Annotated in this window: 15 protein-coding genes; 4 read left to right on the plus strand and 11 right to left on the minus strand. The window is 64.9% G+C overall.

Annotation, left to right across the window (positions count from 1 at the left end):
• Positions 1-71: 71 nt before the first annotated feature.
• From AC069I_RS10010 to AC069I_RS10025, 4 genes are all read right to left on the minus strand, one after another.
• Positions 72-2,543, minus strand: coding sequence for a helicase C-terminal domain-containing protein (locus AC069I_RS10010; RefSeq protein ID WP_478265207.1), 2,472 nt, complete (start codon positions 2,541-2,543; stop codon positions 72-74).
• A 954-nt stretch (positions 2,544-3,497) separates the two neighbouring features.
• Positions 3,498-3,785, minus strand: coding sequence for a hypothetical protein (locus AC069I_RS10015; RefSeq protein ID WP_478265208.1), 288 nt, complete (start codon positions 3,783-3,785; stop codon positions 3,498-3,500).
• 248 nt (positions 3,786-4,033) lie between these two features.
• Positions 4,034-4,585: an ImmA/IrrE family metallo-endopeptidase gene (locus AC069I_RS10020; protein ID WP_478265209.1), complete on the minus strand. Its 552-nt coding sequence runs from the start codon at positions 4,583-4,585 to the stop codon at positions 4,034-4,036.
• Positions 4,582-5,106 carry a helix-turn-helix domain-containing protein gene (locus AC069I_RS10025; protein WP_478265210.1) on the minus strand — a complete coding sequence of 175 codons (525 nt, stop codon included), beginning with the start codon at positions 5,104-5,106 and terminating at the stop codon, positions 4,582-4,584. The genes AC069I_RS10020 and AC069I_RS10025 overlap by 4 nt, the downstream gene beginning before the upstream one ends.
• A 143-nt stretch (positions 5,107-5,249) precedes the next feature.
• Between AC069I_RS10025 and AC069I_RS10030 the strand changes: the two genes are divergently transcribed.
• Genes AC069I_RS10030 through AC069I_RS10040 form a run of 3 tightly spaced genes read left to right on the plus strand, consistent with a single transcriptional unit; the run spans position 5,250 to position 7,067 of the window.
• Complete coding sequence (locus AC069I_RS10030) at positions 5,250-5,525, plus strand: multiubiquitin domain-containing protein (protein WP_478265211.1); 276 nt, start codon at positions 5,250-5,252, stop codon at positions 5,523-5,525.
• A complete protein-coding gene (locus tag AC069I_RS10035) occupies positions 5,500-6,684 on the plus strand; it encodes a ThiF family adenylyltransferase (RefSeq protein WP_478265212.1) in 1,185 nt (394 codons plus the stop codon). Before AC069I_RS10030 ends, AC069I_RS10035 begins: the two co-directional genes overlap by 26 nt.
• A 26-nt stretch (positions 6,685-6,710) precedes the next feature.
• Positions 6,711-7,067 carry a ubiquitination-like system serine protease family protein gene (locus AC069I_RS10040; RefSeq protein ID WP_478265477.1) on the plus strand — a complete coding sequence of 119 codons (357 nt, stop codon included), beginning with the start codon at positions 6,711-6,713 and terminating at the stop codon, positions 7,065-7,067.
• A gap of 360 nt (positions 7,068-7,427) precedes the next feature.
• On the opposite strand, the gene AC069I_RS10045 is transcribed toward AC069I_RS10040, so the two are convergent.
• Positions 7,428-7,601 (minus strand): hypothetical protein, encoded by a 174-nt coding sequence (locus AC069I_RS10045; RefSeq protein WP_478265213.1) that lies wholly within the window; start codon positions 7,599-7,601, stop codon positions 7,428-7,430.
• Between the two features lie 113 nt (positions 7,602-7,714).
• On the opposite strand from AC069I_RS10045, the gene AC069I_RS10050 reads away from it, so the two are divergent.
• Positions 7,715-9,802 carry a PhoX family protein gene (locus tag AC069I_RS10050; RefSeq protein WP_478265214.1) on the plus strand — a complete coding sequence of 696 codons (2,088 nt, stop codon included), beginning with the start codon at positions 7,715-7,717 and terminating at the stop codon, positions 9,800-9,802.
• 102 nt (positions 9,803-9,904) lie between these two features.
• Here AC069I_RS10050 and AC069I_RS10055 read toward each other — a convergent pair whose 3' ends face one another.
• The 6 genes from AC069I_RS10055 to AC069I_RS10080 form a co-directional block, all read right to left on the minus strand.
• Complete coding sequence (locus AC069I_RS10055; RefSeq protein WP_478265215.1) at positions 9,905-10,306, minus strand: ArsR/SmtB family transcription factor; 402 nt, start codon at positions 10,304-10,306, stop codon at positions 9,905-9,907.
• Positions 10,307-10,320: 14 nt separating this feature from the next.
• Positions 10,321-11,166 (minus strand): response regulator transcription factor, encoded by an 846-nt coding sequence (locus tag AC069I_RS10060; protein WP_478265478.1) that lies wholly within the window; start codon positions 11,164-11,166, stop codon positions 10,321-10,323.
• A 3-nt stretch (positions 11,167-11,169) separates the two neighbouring features.
• Positions 11,170-11,940 (minus strand): phosphate ABC transporter ATP-binding protein PstB, encoded by a 771-nt coding sequence (gene pstB / locus AC069I_RS10065; protein ID WP_478230628.1) that lies wholly within the window; start codon positions 11,938-11,940, stop codon positions 11,170-11,172.
• 162 nt (positions 11,941-12,102) lie between these two features.
• Positions 12,103-12,996 carry a phosphate ABC transporter permease PstA gene (gene pstA / locus AC069I_RS10070; protein WP_478265216.1) on the minus strand — a complete coding sequence of 298 codons (894 nt, stop codon included), beginning with the start codon at positions 12,994-12,996 and terminating at the stop codon, positions 12,103-12,105.
• Positions 12,996-13,970: a phosphate ABC transporter permease subunit PstC gene (gene pstC, locus AC069I_RS10075; RefSeq protein ID WP_478265217.1), complete on the minus strand. Its 975-nt coding sequence runs from the start codon at positions 13,968-13,970 to the stop codon at positions 12,996-12,998. The genes pstA and pstC overlap by 1 nt, the downstream gene beginning before the upstream one ends.
• Positions 13,967-14,944 carry a PstS family phosphate ABC transporter substrate-binding protein gene (locus AC069I_RS10080; protein ID WP_478265218.1) on the minus strand — a complete coding sequence of 326 codons (978 nt, stop codon included), beginning with the start codon at positions 14,942-14,944 and terminating at the stop codon, positions 13,967-13,969. Before AC069I_RS10080 ends, pstC begins: the two co-directional genes overlap by 4 nt.
• Positions 14,945-15,191: the final 247 nt, after the last annotated feature.

Raw genomic sequence — 15,191 nt, forward strand, 5'->3', positions numbered from 1 at the left:
GACTGTCGCGGCTGGCTGCACCGGTACCGGAGCGCTACCAGCCCCTGAGAATCCTTGTTCTATCCGAGGCCCTACCGAGCTGGTCGATGGTCTCTGAGGTAGCCGGTCAGGTCAGCAGCCCGCAACAGGTGACCAGTTAGATGACGGCTCACGACCTCGGCCTGGTCCCAGCGGTCGGAAGCGAGGCCGGCAGCGAACGCGACCACTGCGGAGCGGAGACGACTTATGCCGTCCTCGTTCAGCACCTTCATTCCTAACGTGGCTGCGGCGTCCGCGGCGAGACGGTGAGCTCGGTGCACCATCACGGGGGTTGCTTGCGCCGTGGAGTCGTAGCGTTCTCGGAACCAGTTCATGGATCCTGCAAGTTGGTTGGCGTCCGTCTTGTGGATTACTTGAGACCTCGATCCGCTCTTAGCCTCGATTACCCAAAAGCCAAGATCACCAAGTGCCCACAGTACATCAGGTCCCTCACCGAGATCTTGTTCTGGCCGCTGTCCGGCGAGTCCGAGATGGGTGGCCAGGTGGGCAAGCGCGTTTTCGTGCTCGGCGGTGCGGTTTCGGTCGAACACTAGGTCGTCAGTGATGGACTGGAATGCCAGCCGCAGTTCAACTGCGGTCGTATAGAGGTCGGATAGGACGTCGGCCGCACGCTGCGCTTGCCCGTCCGGTGTTGACAGTGGCTTGTAGATGACTCCAGACAGTGGTCGCAGGATCGATGGGTTGTCGCGGCGAGCTTCCGCCAGGATTTCCTGACTCCGAACCGGGTCAATCAGGTCGACGTAGGCGGCCTGCTGCTCGCCTAACCAACCCTTCTCGCGCTTGTCAGTGACGAGGTCGGCAGCTGTACGGAGTTGGTCGGCCGCAGCGCGGGCATCGGTGTCGGTCGCGGCCTCGAACGCGGTCCGCTGTGCGATCGCGACGTCACTAACGCTGCCAGCCTGCGGTTGTACCCGGGCTAACGCCAGCTTAGCTAGCTTGGTCCATCCTGGGTCGCGGTTCAGGGCCTGGTCCGCGACCTTCATGATTTCCCCAAGCGGTCGGTTGTCAAGCCCGCTCGAGACGGTTCGCGACAGCTCCAGTTGGGCGCGAGTCGCGGGCCCGAACCGGGCGAAGGACCGAGGGTCAGCGACTAGCTGACTTAGCCGAGCGCCGAGCAGGAAGACCACGCAGTGGTCCTCATTGCTGCGCACGCCGCGACCCATGCCCTGCTCGATGCGTTGAACCTGACGATCGTCGGTGCCAGCGTGCCGCAGAAGCTGTGATTCAAGGCGCTCGTCTCCGGAGGCGACCTCAGGCAGTCCGTCGAGCACCAGTACCCGGCAGGCGTCTTCGGGCAGATCGATTCCGTCGTACTTGTTGACGAACACGACCAACCCAACAAGTCCGGCTCGTAGGTCGGTGACCGTGCGGCCGACGTCGTCCGCGTGAACCACGCGGTCGGCCAGCCCGGTCCACTCGGAGGCAACCCGGTCGCTGGGTACCAGCACCACGACGTTGTGTCGGCTCGCCAAGGCGGCGATCGCCTCGCGGGCATCTTGGAGGACGACACCTGGGTTGATCTCTTGTGGCGCCAGAATCATTCGCTCGCCGATGTCGCCTGCCGTCAGTGGTGTGATCGGGGTGCGGACGCTCGCAGGAGCCGCACCGAAATCGCTGACCAACACGCTGTCGTCGGCCAGGGTTGCAGTCAGGTACACCCGGTGGCAGGCATCGGCGAATCCGGTGACGTGGCGGATCGGCGGGCAGAAGGGGGTGATCGTGAGCGCGTTGCCGGTGAACACGGCGCGGCACAGGTGCAGGACTTCTGCGACGGCGGGCCAGACGTAGAGCAGTTCGGCAGACTCGCGGTGCTCGTGCAGCTGGGTCCGCACACGCTCCAGCTTCTTCCGCCACGCCCAGAACGGGACGCGAGCGAGTGCGCTGGGACTGTGGTCATCAAGGTCAAGAAGTGCGTTTGGGGACTGCTGGCCAAGGTCCTCTCGGAAGAGCTCCAGCAAGGGGTCGAACGCGTCATGCTCGCGGGGAAGCTCGACCGCCAGTTTCTGCCGAGTGATAGCCAGGGCGGCGTGTGCATCGTCGAGTACGACGCAGCCAATCGGTGCTGGTGCTCGTGTTGGTCGTCGGGAGGAGAACACGGACTTGCCGTTGAACAGCTTGTGAGCGTTGATCACCGCGATTGCGTCCCCGGAGAGGTATCGGGGGTGATCTGGGTCGTCGACTGTAGCGATGCCGAGACGGGCGGCTTCCTCTTGAACCTGGAGAGTCAGATACTTGTCGGGTGCGACGTACAGCGCAGGGCCGCGGCCCTCATTGAGGTAGCTGCGCAGGATGATCAGCCCGTCGATCGTCTTGCCGCCCCCTGTGTTCACCTTGACCACCAAGTCGCGTTCATGGCGCCGTTCGTGCCAGGCCGTCAGTACCTGGCCCTGCACGTCACGTAGGTATCCATACCCCTTGGCCTTGTCGGGCAGTGAGGCGTACAGCTCACGAGGCTCCGTCGGTGCCGAAGCCGTCTTCTCAGCGAGGAGCTTGTCGAAGTCCATGGTGCCCTCCCTCTCCTCGCACATCATCTCAGACCCGAGACTTGACTGCGTCCTCGTTCGCAGCCGACGCGCAAGCGTATGTTCGATTCTGTGACATCGACGGCCAAGTGCTGACCCGCGAGCTCGGCAGAGCTTCGATGAAGTCACTAACGTCTAGAGAAATTCTGCGGACTTCAACTAACAACACAGATAGCTGGAAACGTATTAACGAATCATTGCGCGGGGCGGTTCACTGGGCTGCGGCGGAGGATTTTCTTTCCGTTGTATTTGATAGAAATGTCAGATAGCTAGTGCCTGCACGTGGAAACTGAAATTCTTGCGCGGAAGCTGCAAACTGGTCAGTTAACTGGTGAAGTAGCAGTATTCAAACCATGCCGTATTCTTGACGATATGTTGGGCCGCTGACCTCGGCGAGACGGGAAGTCCTGGACTGGCGGGATCTCCTTGTGTGCTGGCCGTTGTGTTCACGCTGCGGAAGCGGTCTGCGATGTAAGTCTGGATGAGGGTGTCTATGCTCGCTGCTCTTGCTGAGCTGCGGCGTCGTCGTTGTGTCAGGATGTTTGGCAACGCTGCTGTTGACTACTTCGCAAGGCGTTGGGTGTTGGCGCGGAACGTTCCCGCGCCTTGACGCGCCTGGTCCGTTCGGAACGAAGCAATCAGTTGCTTCTTTCTTCGGAATCAACGTCCTAAGCCTCCGCGGACTGTCGTCGTGAGGAGTCTGGATGGCTTCCGCGGTCGTCTCGAGCTGTCACACGACAATCAACTCGGCGGGTCGGAGTTGGCCAGCTGTGGGCGCTATTCCCGAATTCTTCGTGTCGGGTCCTCGGGGATCCGGCAGATCTGCCACCATCTGCAGAGGCGATGTTCGCGCCGACCTCGACAAGCTGGGTGAGACGTTCGTCGAGCAGGACCCCGCGTCGGAGCGCGATGAACCAGCCTTCTGACTGCGAGCGATCAGATTTCGCTGAATCCGGCGTCGCGCAGTATATCCACCTGGTCCTCGACCTTGTTCGACAGACCATCGAGGCTGAACTCCAGGATGACCGAGCCGTCCAGCGGGTAGATGACTTCGTCTACTCGGCGGGCACCCAGATGCGTAGCCCGATTGGCACCGGGAATTACCACCGATTCCCCGATGCGCGGTACGTGAGGGGCTGCCCCCTCGACGACCTTGGTGAAGCGCCGAGTCGTGCCGCTGGTTGGGTCGTCGATCTTCACGCGAAGCGTGAGCTTGAGATTCATGAACATAACGCTATGTGCTCATCGCTTCCGGATCCAGCTGTGCACCGCGACGTCATGCCTGGACACAGCCAGCAACCTATACAACCTCGGCTGGTCTCTTGCCCGAGTAGGTGGGCACTTCGGAGTCGATCACGTCACCGTGCTCAACAAACTTCGCGAACGCGGAATCTCCATCCGCGACACCCACGGGCGACCACGGTCGTGAACGATCAGTGTCGATCTCGGTCTGCCGCGGCGATGGGTGGGACTTAGCGTGACGCCGCCTGCTTGGCGACTCCAGTGGTGTTGTATCGGAAGCGTGCCATCTCGACGGTCACGTCGTACTGGTCAGCGATCTGCTCGATCGAGGCTTGGCGCCGCGCGGCGCTCAGAAGTAGGGGGCGAGGTAGGAGGAGCGTTCCTCCGAAGGCGGTGGCCTCTTCTTCTTCGTCCGGCTTGCAGGTTCGGAACGGCATCCCGTCGACTTCGCGGATCTCCGACAAATCGTGTTTAAGCATGATGTGGGCGAGCTCGTGTGCAATGTCGCTGTTCTGGCGGCCAGTGTTGCGCAATGGGCTGACCACGATGATCTTGCGCTGCTCGATCTCGAAGGTCGCTGCGGAGAAGGCAAACGCTTGGAGGCGCTCCAGCTCTTCAAGTTCCGCAACGTCTACTAGCTCGCCCGCGTTGACGATCGAGACACCCAGGTGCTTGGCGAGGTCTCGTGGGTCAAGGCGATCGTGTGAGGCGAGGCCTAACTCCCTCCGGGTCCTTGCTGCCTCTCGTTCGGCTTCGGCCTTGAAGCCGCGGCGTAGCGTCACAGTGCACCGTCAGCCACGCGAGCCGCCAACTTGTCGTGCATCTCGCCGAGGAGCGAGTTGAGGCGATGGGGAACGCCGGGGCGAAGCATGGATGCGGCGCGCAGATGGCACGCCACTACCTGCGGCTGCGCCGGCGCCTCGGCAAGTACGTCATACATGTTGCGAAGTACGTCCACGATCTTCGAAGCGGCGTCCGGTGCCAACCGCGGGTCGGCGGCGAGGTGCGCGATCGCCTCGTCGATCGGAGCGACCTGGCGTTCGGTAACAGGCGTAAAGAACTGCCCGGGAGATACGCCGAGCCATGCGCACAGGAGGGTGAATGAGGTGAGGTCTGGCTGGGCGCCAGCCTCAACGCGGGTAAAGGTGCTGAAGCTGACCCCGGCCTCGGCTGCGGCCTGGCGCAGCGACAACTTCCCGCGGCGCTCGCGGAGCATGTCACCAAGTCGCGCGAGATCGACTCGCTCCACACTCGTCGATGCCTCGGAGGCGTCTGTCACGTTGTCCATGTCGGGCACGCCCATGCTGCGCAGTTCCGCTCCATGGCGGTGAGCTTAGCGCGAGCTACCGCTTCGGTGACACGCCGTGGCGTTCCTTGAATAATGCGGTGACGCTTTGCTGATACAATCTTGGTGAGGTCCCGACGGGACCTGGTAAAGGAGGGGCCATGAGTCCCAGTGACGACAACCACTCAGGTCACGGCAAGCCCGCCGTGATGATCTTCGTCAACACCCGCGAGTTCCAGTGGGACGAGAAGGAGATCTCCTACGACCAGGTCTACAACCTGGCGTTCCCGAACCAGCCGCTCAACGACGGAGATGTCGCGCGCATCGAGTACTCGCGCGGACACAATGGAGGCGGGGCTGGGTCGCTCCACCCCGGCGGCACAGTCCACGTCAAGAAGAACATGGTCTTCGATGTCTACGTCACCGTTCGATCGTGATCCGTCGACTCGTCGGCTGCTCGACGAGGACTACTGCCTCTCGTTCGAGGGCAACCATCTGATCGTCGAGCGAGTCCCGTACGTCACTGCCGCCAGGACGGTGACGTACGGGCGGCTCGCCTTGCCGGTCGTGTTCAGCGGTGACGTCGTCCAGGATGGCTCCGGTGACCACAGGATCTGGTTCATCGGTGAACAGCCCTGCGATCAGCACGGGCAGCCGATCCCGGGTCCGTCGCCCGAAGGTCACGCCATTACCCCGGAACTCAGCGCGACCTTCATGATCTCCAGTAAGCCGAAGAACGCCGGCGCCTACGCCGACAGCTACGACAAGATCACCTCCTACGTGCGAATCCTGAGTCATCCCGCAAAGGCGCTCGACCCGACCGTGAAGGTGACGCCGGGTGCTGGCTGGACAGAGATTCCGGATGACCTGCCGTTCGTGTACCCCGACACCGGTACTGCTCGCGCAGGTCTCGCTGAGATGAACGCGAAGTTCCGCGGCCACCGCGTCGGCATCATCGGCCTGGGCGGTACCGGCAGTTTCATTCTCGACCAGGTGTCCAAGACCTGGGTCGACGCCATCGAGTTGTTCGACGGTGACGTGTTCGATAACCACAACGCATACCGCGCTCCAGGCGCCGCCGATATCGAGGACCTCAAGTCACGCCCGAACAAGGCTAAACACTTCGCCCGCGTCTACTCTCACATGCACACGGGTATCACCGCGCACCCGAATCACATCACCGCCGACAACCTGGAACTCCTCGGAAACTGCACCTTCGTTTTCATGGCCGCTGCCGATGCGGACGACAAGAGCGCAATCCTCGCTTGGCTCCACGAACGAAGCATCCCCGTGATCGAAGTCGGCATGGGTATCCGAGACGAAGGTGGACACCTCTCCGGGCTCCTGGCCGTCGTGAACCGCTTCCCCGGCACGCCGAGCGGTGCGATTGCGGCTGCGACAGGGAGGCCCGACGAGTACGACCGCAACATCCAGACCGCCGACCTCAACTGCCTCAACGCGATGCTCGCGGTCGTCAACTGGAAGAAGTACCTCGCGTACTACGCCGACTTCGAGACGGTCGATGAAACCGTATACCGAATCTTCACGGGAACCATCCGCAACGGGAATGGGGATCCGGAGGAGGATGCAGCTTGAGGGAGACTCAAATCGTCCCCGAGTTCGTGACGTCGTTCCCCGCGGAATTGGAGCCAGGGCACCTCTACATATCAGCCCGATTCTCCACTGCCGCACACCTATGTGCCTGCGGTTGTGGCCGCGAGGTCATCACGCCCCTCTCGCCAGTTCAGTGGGTACTTACGTTTGACGGCACGGTCACGATGTGGCCATCGATCGGGAGCTGGGCGTTGCCGTGCCAGTCCCATTACGTCATCGATCACGGCAAGATCAGGTGGGCGCGCAACTTCACTCGTGATGAGATCTATCTGAACCGCGAGTCGGACCACCGGATCCTCGATGTCGTCAACGTATCCCAAGACTCTTGGTGGAGGCGTCTGCTTCGGCGTATGGCAGGCCGCTGACCTAAGTTGTGGCTGTGGTCTGTGTATCTCCGTGATATGGCCACGATCGGGCGCGGCGGGTCTAGTGCTGACGAGATTCGCATTTCAGCGAGCTGTCCGACGTCCGTCAGTGCGCTCACAGTCTTAAACCGCGGTATGAACGAGCGAATTCCTCGGCGGTTCGGGGGTCGGCTCGAACCGCGTGTGGGCAGCGACCCATATCGCTCGTTGATCCCCCATGCTTCGGCCATGTTCATCTGGGGATTGTCTTTGCAGAACTGACAGGTCGCATGGGAGCCGAGTACCTCTTCCAGGTGCCTGTCCGGACGTCAGCTCGTCGAGGTCGCGAGGGGATTCGGTGCGGAGCAGGTCCGCGGGTCGCTAGTCGCCGTCCTGGCGGGTGTCGGTGCATCGCCAGGCGTCAAACGCGGAGCCGAACAGGATCGCCATTGCCGCGGCGAGGAGACCGCAGGCCAGTACGGCGAATATTCGTGTGGCGACGATCCAGCGAGCGGGTCGACGGCCTGGCTGATGCGTCCAGGCAGGGTTCGCCATGTGTTCACCCTTCGGTTGCCGGGGCTGCTCGTTCAGCACATAGCGTCACTGCATCGAGATTTGTGGTTCCAAGTGGGCCATCTCGATCCCGAACTGACTGCCATGGAGGTGCTGTGCCGACTCGTTCCGAGCCCGCTCGGCGTACTGTTCCGCTGCCGTTGCTCGCCGCGCATGACGGCGGCCGGGCGGCGTTGACCTGTCGTTACCGGTGTGGTGACGCGTGTTTCCATCCCGCGCCGAACACGTCGGACAACCCGTATCTCGGTGACGTGATCACGAATGCCTTGTCCCGGCGCGGGGTTCTGCGCGCCGGTGCGGTGGTGTCGCTGGCCGTGGCGTCGGCCGGCGTCCCGGCGTTGGCGTCGGCGGCCGAGCCGGGCGTCGTGGATGCCGCTGGCCACGCGCGCCGGGGAGCCGCGCCGGGGTTGCGGTTCGAGCCGGTGCCGCACAACAAGCTCGATGCGGTGTCCGTCCCGGCCGGATACACCCACGAGGTCGTGGTCCGGTGGGGCGAACCGATCCTGGCCGGAGCGCCCACGTTCAACCCGGCCGGGCAGAGCGCGAAAGCGCAGGCCGGGCAGTTCGGCTACAACTGCGACTATCTGGCGCTGCTGGAGTTGCCGGGGGAGCGGCATCGACATGTGCTGGTCGCGAATCACGAGTACACCGACGAGAACTTGATGTTCGCCGGGTACTCGGCGGCGAACCCGACCCGGGACCAGGTGGAGATCGCGTGGGCCGCGCACGGGCTGTCGGTGCTGGTGCTGGACGAGGACCGGCGCAGTGACCGGTTGACGCCGGTGCGAGGGCATCGGCTGAACCGGCGGATCACCGCGACCACGCCGCTCGCGTTCTCCGGGCCGGCGGCGGGCAGCGCGCTGTTGAAGACGTCGGCCGATCCGGCAGGGAAGACGGTGCTGGGCACGCTGAACAACTGCGGCGGCGGGATGACGCCGTGGGGGACGGTGCTCTCCGGTGAGGAGAACTTCAACCAGTACTTCGGCAACGCCGATCTGGTGACCGACCCGGTCACCAAGCAGCGGCTGGCCCGGTATGGCCTGCGCGGGCTCGCGAGTGAGCGGAAGTGGGAGCGGTTCGATCCGCGGTTCGATGTGTCGAAGGAGCCGAACGAGGTCAACCGGCATGGCTGGATCGTGGAGATCGATCCGTTCGATCCGACGTCGACGCCGCGGAAACGCACGGCGCTGGGCCGGTTCAAGCACGAGGCCGCCGAGCCGCGCCTGACCCGCGATGGCCGGGTGGTGCTGTACATGGGCGATGACGAACGGTTCGACTACTTCTACAAGTACGTCTCCAAGAACCGGGTCAAGCGCGGCGCGAGCCAGGCCGCCAGGCGGCACAACGCGACGCTGCTGGACGAGGGAACCCTGTACGTCGCCAAGTTCAGCGGCGACAGCCCTGCTACCGAGATCGACGGCTCCGGGAAGCTCCCGGCGGACGGTGAGTTCGACGGCACCGGCTCGTGGGTTCCGCTGGCCAGCGGAACGAGGTCCTTTGTGGACGGTATGACGGCCGAGGAGGTGTATGTCTACACGCGACTGGCCGCGGACAAGGTCGGCGCGACCAAGATGGACCGTCCGGAGGATGTCGAGCCCCATCCCCGCACCGGGACCGTCTACATCGCGCTGACCAACAACTCCGACCGCGGTGCGGCGGGCAAGGCCGGTCCGGATGAGGCGAATCCGCGCACCGGCAACCGGCACGGGCAGGTGATGGAGGTCCTCGAGTCGGGCAACGATCCGGCCGCGACCAGTTTCCGGTGGCGGCTGTTCCTGGTCTGCGGGGATCCGGCCGACCCGAGCACCTACTTCGCCGGTTTCCCGAAGGATCAGGTGAGCCCGGTGTCCTGCCCGGACAACCTGGCGTTCGACCGGTACGGCAACTTGTGGATCGCCACCGACGGCAACGCGCTCAAGTCCAACGACGGCTTGTTCGGGGTGGCGGTCGAGGGCCGCTACCGCGGGCAGGTCAAGCAGTTGCTCACCGTGCCGCTGGGTGCGGAGACCTGCGGGCCGATCATCGGCGAGCGCCGGATCCTGGTCGCCGTGCAGCATCCGGGCGAGGTCGACGGCGCCACGGTGGAGAAGCCCGCCTCGACCTGGCCTGATGGGCCAGGGAACCTGGTGCGGCCGTCGGTGATCAGCGTGCGCCGCGAGGGCCGCGGCCGGATCGGCGACTAGAGAGAGAAGCCTTGGCCTTGTGGCCGGTGGAGGGTTTGGTCAGGGGAACAGCCAACCCTGCCTGGGGCGGTTCCGAGTCAATCGGGGCCGCCCCAGGTGTATTCAGTCGCAGTTGCTGAGGCGGGTGGGCGTGCCCCGGTGGGGCCGGAACATGCCGTGGGTGCGGACGAGCGCGGTCATGGTCTCCAGTGGCTCGTCCTGGACGCGGTACCAGCTCCACGTGCCGCGGCGTTCCCGCGACAGCAATCCGGCCTTCACCAGCATCTTGACGTGATGCGACAGTGTGGACTGCGGCAGGTCGAACTCCTCGGCGAGGTCGCAGAAGCAGGCCTCGCCGTTGGGGGAGTGGGCGACGAGCGCCAGCAGCCGGACCCGGACGGGGTCGCCGAGGGCCTTGAACAGGGCGGCGGCGGACGTCGCGTCTCCGGGGTCGAGGACGTCGGCGCCGATCGCCGACAGCGGCAACGCCGCGATCCCGTTGATGTCGAGTTCACCCACAGCCATGGGTGACATCATGCTCAAACTTGGTGAACGCCCGGTGAACGGCCGGTGGGACCCTCCTGCACAGGCAGCGCGGCGCCGGGCAGCGGGACGGTGAACTGATAGCCCAGACCACGCACGGCCCTGATCCATTGTGGATCGTGTTCGTTGTCACCGAGGCGTTTACGCAGCCGCATGATGTGGACGGTGAGGGTGTTGCTGCGGGCCCGGCTGGCCTCGCCCCAGACGGCGCCGATCAGGTCTTTGCGGGTGAGGACCGCGCCGACGCGTTCGGCGAAGTACCGCAGGAGGAGGAACTCCATCGGCGGCAGGGACACCAGTTCGCCGTCGAGCCAGAACTGCGGGATCGTGCCGTCGATCCGGAGCCGGCCGAGGTCGAGCACGATCGGCCGGAGGTCGACGTTCTCGGGCCGGGGCGCGAAGGACCGCAGCAGCCGCAGCAGCTCCTGCGGCCGGTAGGGGCGGGGCACGACCGCGGTCGCACCGAGTTCGGCAGCTTTCGCGGCGAACTCCCCGGCACCGGCACCTGCCCCTGCGACGACCGGCAGGTCGGGTTCGTGCCGCCGGACGATGTCGAGGAAGTCGATCGCGTCCAGCCGTCCGGTCGCCGGGCCGAGCAGGACGACGTCCGGGCAGGTGCGGCCGACTTCCAGCAGCGCGGTGGCCGGGTCGGCGCAGCTGCGGATCTCGACCGGCTGCCCGACCAGGATCTCCGAGAGTTGCTGGACGACCTCGGGGTCCTGCTCGACCAGGAGCACCGCGAGCCGCTCGGGCAGGTCCCGGCACGCCGCCGTGCAGGCACGGCGGCGGAGGTGGAACTGGGAGTTGTCCGACTCCCACCCGTGGACGACGTCTGGTCTCATCACTCAGCCGAACCGGCCGGTGATGTAAGCCTCGGTCCGCGGGTCGGACGGGTTGCTGAAGATGTGCTCGGTCGTGTCGAACTCGACCAGCTTCCCGATCCGGTCCCCGTTGTCGGTGACCTCGGCGGTGAAGAACGCGGTGCGCTGGGACACCCGCGCCGCCTGCTGCATGTTGTGCGTGACGATGATGATCGTGTAGGTCTTCGCCAGCTCGTTCATCAGGTCTTCGATCTTCGCCGTGGCGATCGGATCCAGTGCCGAGCAGGGCTCGTCCATCAGGATCACCTCGGGCGAGGTCGCGATCGCGCGGGCGATGCACAGCCGTTGCTGCTGCCCGCCGGAGAGGCCGGACGCGTTCTGCTTGAGCTTGTCCTTGACCTCGTCCCACAACGCCGCGCCGCGCAGCGCCCGTTCCACGACCTCGTCCATGCTGTCCGGCTTCATCCCGGTGACCCGGGGACCGTAGGCGATGTTCTCGTAGATCGATTTGGGGAACGGGTTCGGTTTCTGGAACACCATGCCGATCCGGCGGCGCAGTTCGATGACGTCGACGGCCGGTTCGTAGATGTCGACGCCGTGGTAGCCGACCCGGCCGTGCACCTTCGCCCCGGGGATGAGGTCGTTCATCCGGTTCAGGCAGCGCAGCACGGTCGATTTCCCACATCCGGACGGCCCGATCAGCGCGGTGATCTCCTTGCTGCCGAAGGCGAGGTCGACTCCGCTGACGGCGAGGAAGTCGCCGTAGCTGACGCCGAGGTCGCGTGCGGTGATCACGCCGTCGGGATCGTTCTGGGGTGCCTCCGGCGCTTGGTGGTGGGCCAGTTCGACGAGCAGGCGTTCGCCTTGCTCGCCGAGTCGCGCTCCTGGCTGGTCATGCTTGCTCACGCCTGTCTGCTCCGCTCGTGTCATGAGGTTCGTGGTCCCCTTTCCGGTCCGTCACCAGTTCCGCTGGAAGCGGTTGCGCAGCCAGATCGCGATCCCGTTCATGGCCAGCAGGATGAGGATCAGCAGCAGGATGGTGGACCAGGCCAGGTGCTGGAACTCCACTTCCGGCAGCTTGATCAGGTTGAAGATCTGCACGGGCAGCACCGTGTACCGGTCGAGCATGCCGTCGGGATTGACGGTGACGAACACGGTAGCGCCGACCAGGATCAGCGGCGCCGCCTCGCCGATCGCCCGCGACAACGCGAGGATCGCGCCGGTCGCGATCCCCGAGATCGCCGCCGGGAGAACCTGGCGCCACGTGGTCTGCCACTGCGTCGCACCGAGCGCCAGCGACGCGTCCCGGATCTCGCGCGGGACGGCGCGCAGCGCTTCACGGGTGGTGATGATGATGACCGGCAGGATCAGCAGCGCCAGCGCCACGGAGCCGGCGAGCACGACCGGACCGACCGAGATCGGGCCGCGCACGATGAACGCCAGGGTCAGGATGCCGTAGATGATCGTCGGCACCGCGACGAGGTTCTGGATGTTCAGCTCGATCAGCCGGTTCCACCACTTGTCGCTGTCGGCGTACTCCTCCAGGTAGATCGCGGCCGCGATACCCAGCGGCAACGCCAGCACGATCGTGCCCAGCATGACCCACAGCGTGCCGTAGATCGCCGATTCGACCCCGGAGGTCGCCGGGCGCAGTTTCGAGGGCTGGTTGGCCACGAGATTCCAGTCGAACCGGGCCAGCCCCTCGGAAATGATCACCACCAGGACCGCGAGGAGGAACGCGCACACGATCGCCAGGCACGCCCACAGCAGGAACGCGAACGCCGCAGACCGGGTGTCGGTGCGGCGGCCGTTGGTGAGCTGTTCGGTCGGCCGGATCGGGGTCAGGGTCATCAGTAGGCCTGCCTGTACTTGCGGACCAGCGAGATGCTGATCATGTTGATCACCAGCGTGAGGACGAACAGCAACGCGCCCACGGCGAACAGCGAGTAGTAGACGGGGCTGCCCTGCGGGGCGTCACCGCTGGCGACCTGGGCGATGAACCCGGTCATGGTCTGCGCGCCGACGAGCGGGTCGAAGGTGAACTGCGGCTGGTTGCCCGCCGCGATCGCCACGATCATCGTTTCCCCGACCGCGCGGGAGATCCCGAGCACGATCGCCGCCACGATCCCGGACAGCGCGGCGGGGAACACCACTCGCAGCGTGGTCTTCATCCGGTTCGCGCCCAGCGCGTAGGACCCCTCCCGCAACGAACGCGGGACCGCGGACATCGCGTCCTCCGACAGCGACGCGATCGTCGGGACGATCATGAAGCCCATCACGATGCCGGGGGAGAGGTTGTTGAAGATCTGCGCGCCGAACAGATCGGACAGGATCGGCGTGACGATCGTCAGCGCGAACACGCCGTAGACGACCGTCGGGACACCGGCGAGGATCTCCAGGATCGGCTTGATGGTCCGCCGGACCCGCTGGCTGGCGTACTCCGACAGGTAGATCGCCGCGCCGAGCCCGAGCGGTACCGCGACCAGCAGGGCGATCACCGTGGTGCTCAACGTGCCGAGCACCAGCGGCAGGACGCCCCATTCCTTGTCGGTCCAGGACGCCTTGTCGCCGAACCCCGCGGTCCACGTCGTTCCGGTGAGGAACTCCCCGATGCTGACGTTGCCGAAGAACTCGACCAGCGGGGCGAAGAGCGCCACCGCGATCCCGATCGTGATCACGATGGACAGCAGTGCGGACCCGGCCAGGAAGCCCTTGATGATCCGCTCGCCGACCCGGCTGCGCTGCGCCCGCAGATCGATCGGGCGCTCGGGCGGAGGCGGGCTCCCCGTGCCGGGGGAGCCCGCCGTGACAGGGCCGGTCGTCACTGCCCGCCGGCCTTCTTCTTCAGCGCTTCCAGTTCGGCCTGCGCCGTCTTGAGCTGCTCGGCCGTGAGCGGGATGAACTTCGCCGCCTTGACGATCTCCTCGTTCTTCTGCAGATAGAACTCGGTGAACTTCACCACCTGCGGCTTCTTCAGCCCGGCATCGGAGGCGTAGATGAACAACGGCCGGGCCAGCGGCTTGTAGGACCCGTCCTGAGCGGCCTGCGACGACGGTGCGACACAGCCACCACCCCCGTTGATCTGGACGGCCTTGACCTTGTCCGCGTTGGCCTCGAGGTAGGAGAACCCGAAGTAGCCGAGCGCGCCCTTGGTGGCCGACACACCCTGAACGGTGACGTTGTCGTCCTCGGTCGGGTTGTAGTCGGTGCGGCTCGCCCCGTCCTTACCGTTGATCACCTCGGTGAAGTAGCTGAACGTGCCGGAGTCCGAACCGGCACCGAACAGCTGCAGCGGCTCGTTCGGGAACGACGGGTCGACCTCGTTCCAGTTCTTCACCGTCGACCCGGGGGCCCAGATCTTCTTCAGCTGCTCGACGGTCAGGCACGAAGCCCAGCTGTTCTCCTTGTTGACCACCACGCTCAGCGCGTCATTGGCCACCAGCAGGTCGGTGTAGGAGATGTTCTTCTCCGCGCACAGCTTCTTTTCGGACTCGCTGATCGGGCGGGACGCGTTCGAGATATCGGTCTCGCCGGCGCAGAATTTCTTGAACCCGCCACCGGTGCCGGAGGTGCCGACGGTGACGTTGGCGTCGGGGTTCTCGCCCATGAACAACTCGCCTGCGGCCGAGGACAGCGGCTCGACGGTGCTGGACCCGTCGATCACCACCGGGCCCGACGCCTTCTGCTCGGCCCCGGTAGCGCCGGGCTGCTCGTCGCTTCCCCCGCAAGCGGCCAAGGTCAATCCGGCTGCCATGACAACGGCCGCCATACGCGCCCGCTTGAACTGGCGGATGGTCACTGAAGTGCCTCCTGCGTTGGTCCCCGGCACGCGCCGGAGCGAACTTTCGCCTCACGTTTGCGAGGCCCTTGCATCCAACAATCTCGATCTAAACGAATGGTGAACGAGAAGTGAAACCACAGATTCGAAGCCGCACCGTGACCTTGGCTGACGAAAAGCGTGAAAACGATTACGCGAGCAGGCTGGTAAGAGGTGAGTAACCAACCGGGTGGCAGCTGTTCACGGTCGTCCATAGTGGATCAAGAAG

The organism is Amycolatopsis sp. NPDC043885, assembly GCF_056435685.1.

Excerpts from the sequence above, each read along its gene's own strand:
- AC069I_RS10010 (WP_478265207.1), bottom strand. The coding sequence starts at position 2,543 with ATGGACTTCGACAAGCTCCTCGCTGAGAAGACGGCTTCGGCACCGACG.
- AC069I_RS10015 (WP_478265208.1), bottom strand. The coding sequence starts at position 3,785 with ATGAATCTCAAGCTCACGCTTCGCGTGAAGATCGACGACCCAACCAGC.
- AC069I_RS10025 (WP_478265210.1), bottom strand. The coding sequence starts at position 5,106 with ATGGGCGTGCCCGACATGGACAACGTGACAGACGCCTCCGAGGCATCG.
- AC069I_RS10030 (WP_478265211.1), top strand. The coding sequence starts at position 5,250 with ATGAGTCCCAGTGACGACAACCACTCAGGTCACGGCAAGCCCGCCGTG.
- AC069I_RS10035 (WP_478265212.1), top strand. The coding sequence starts at position 5,500 with ATGTCTACGTCACCGTTCGATCGTGATCCGTCGACTCGTCGGCTGCTC.
- AC069I_RS10045 (WP_478265213.1), bottom strand. The coding sequence starts at position 7,601 with ATGGCGAACCCTGCCTGGACGCATCAGCCAGGCCGTCGACCCGCTCGC.
- AC069I_RS10055 (WP_478265215.1), bottom strand. The coding sequence starts at position 10,306 with ATGGCTGTGGGTGAACTCGACATCAACGGGATCGCGGCGTTGCCGCTG.
- AC069I_RS10060 (WP_478265478.1), bottom strand. The coding sequence starts at position 11,166 with ATGAGACCAGACGTCGTCCACGGGTGGGAGTCGGACAACTCCCAGTTC.
- pstA (WP_478265216.1), bottom strand. The coding sequence starts at position 12,996 with ATGACCCTGACCCCGATCCGGCCGACCGAACAGCTCACCAACGGCCGC.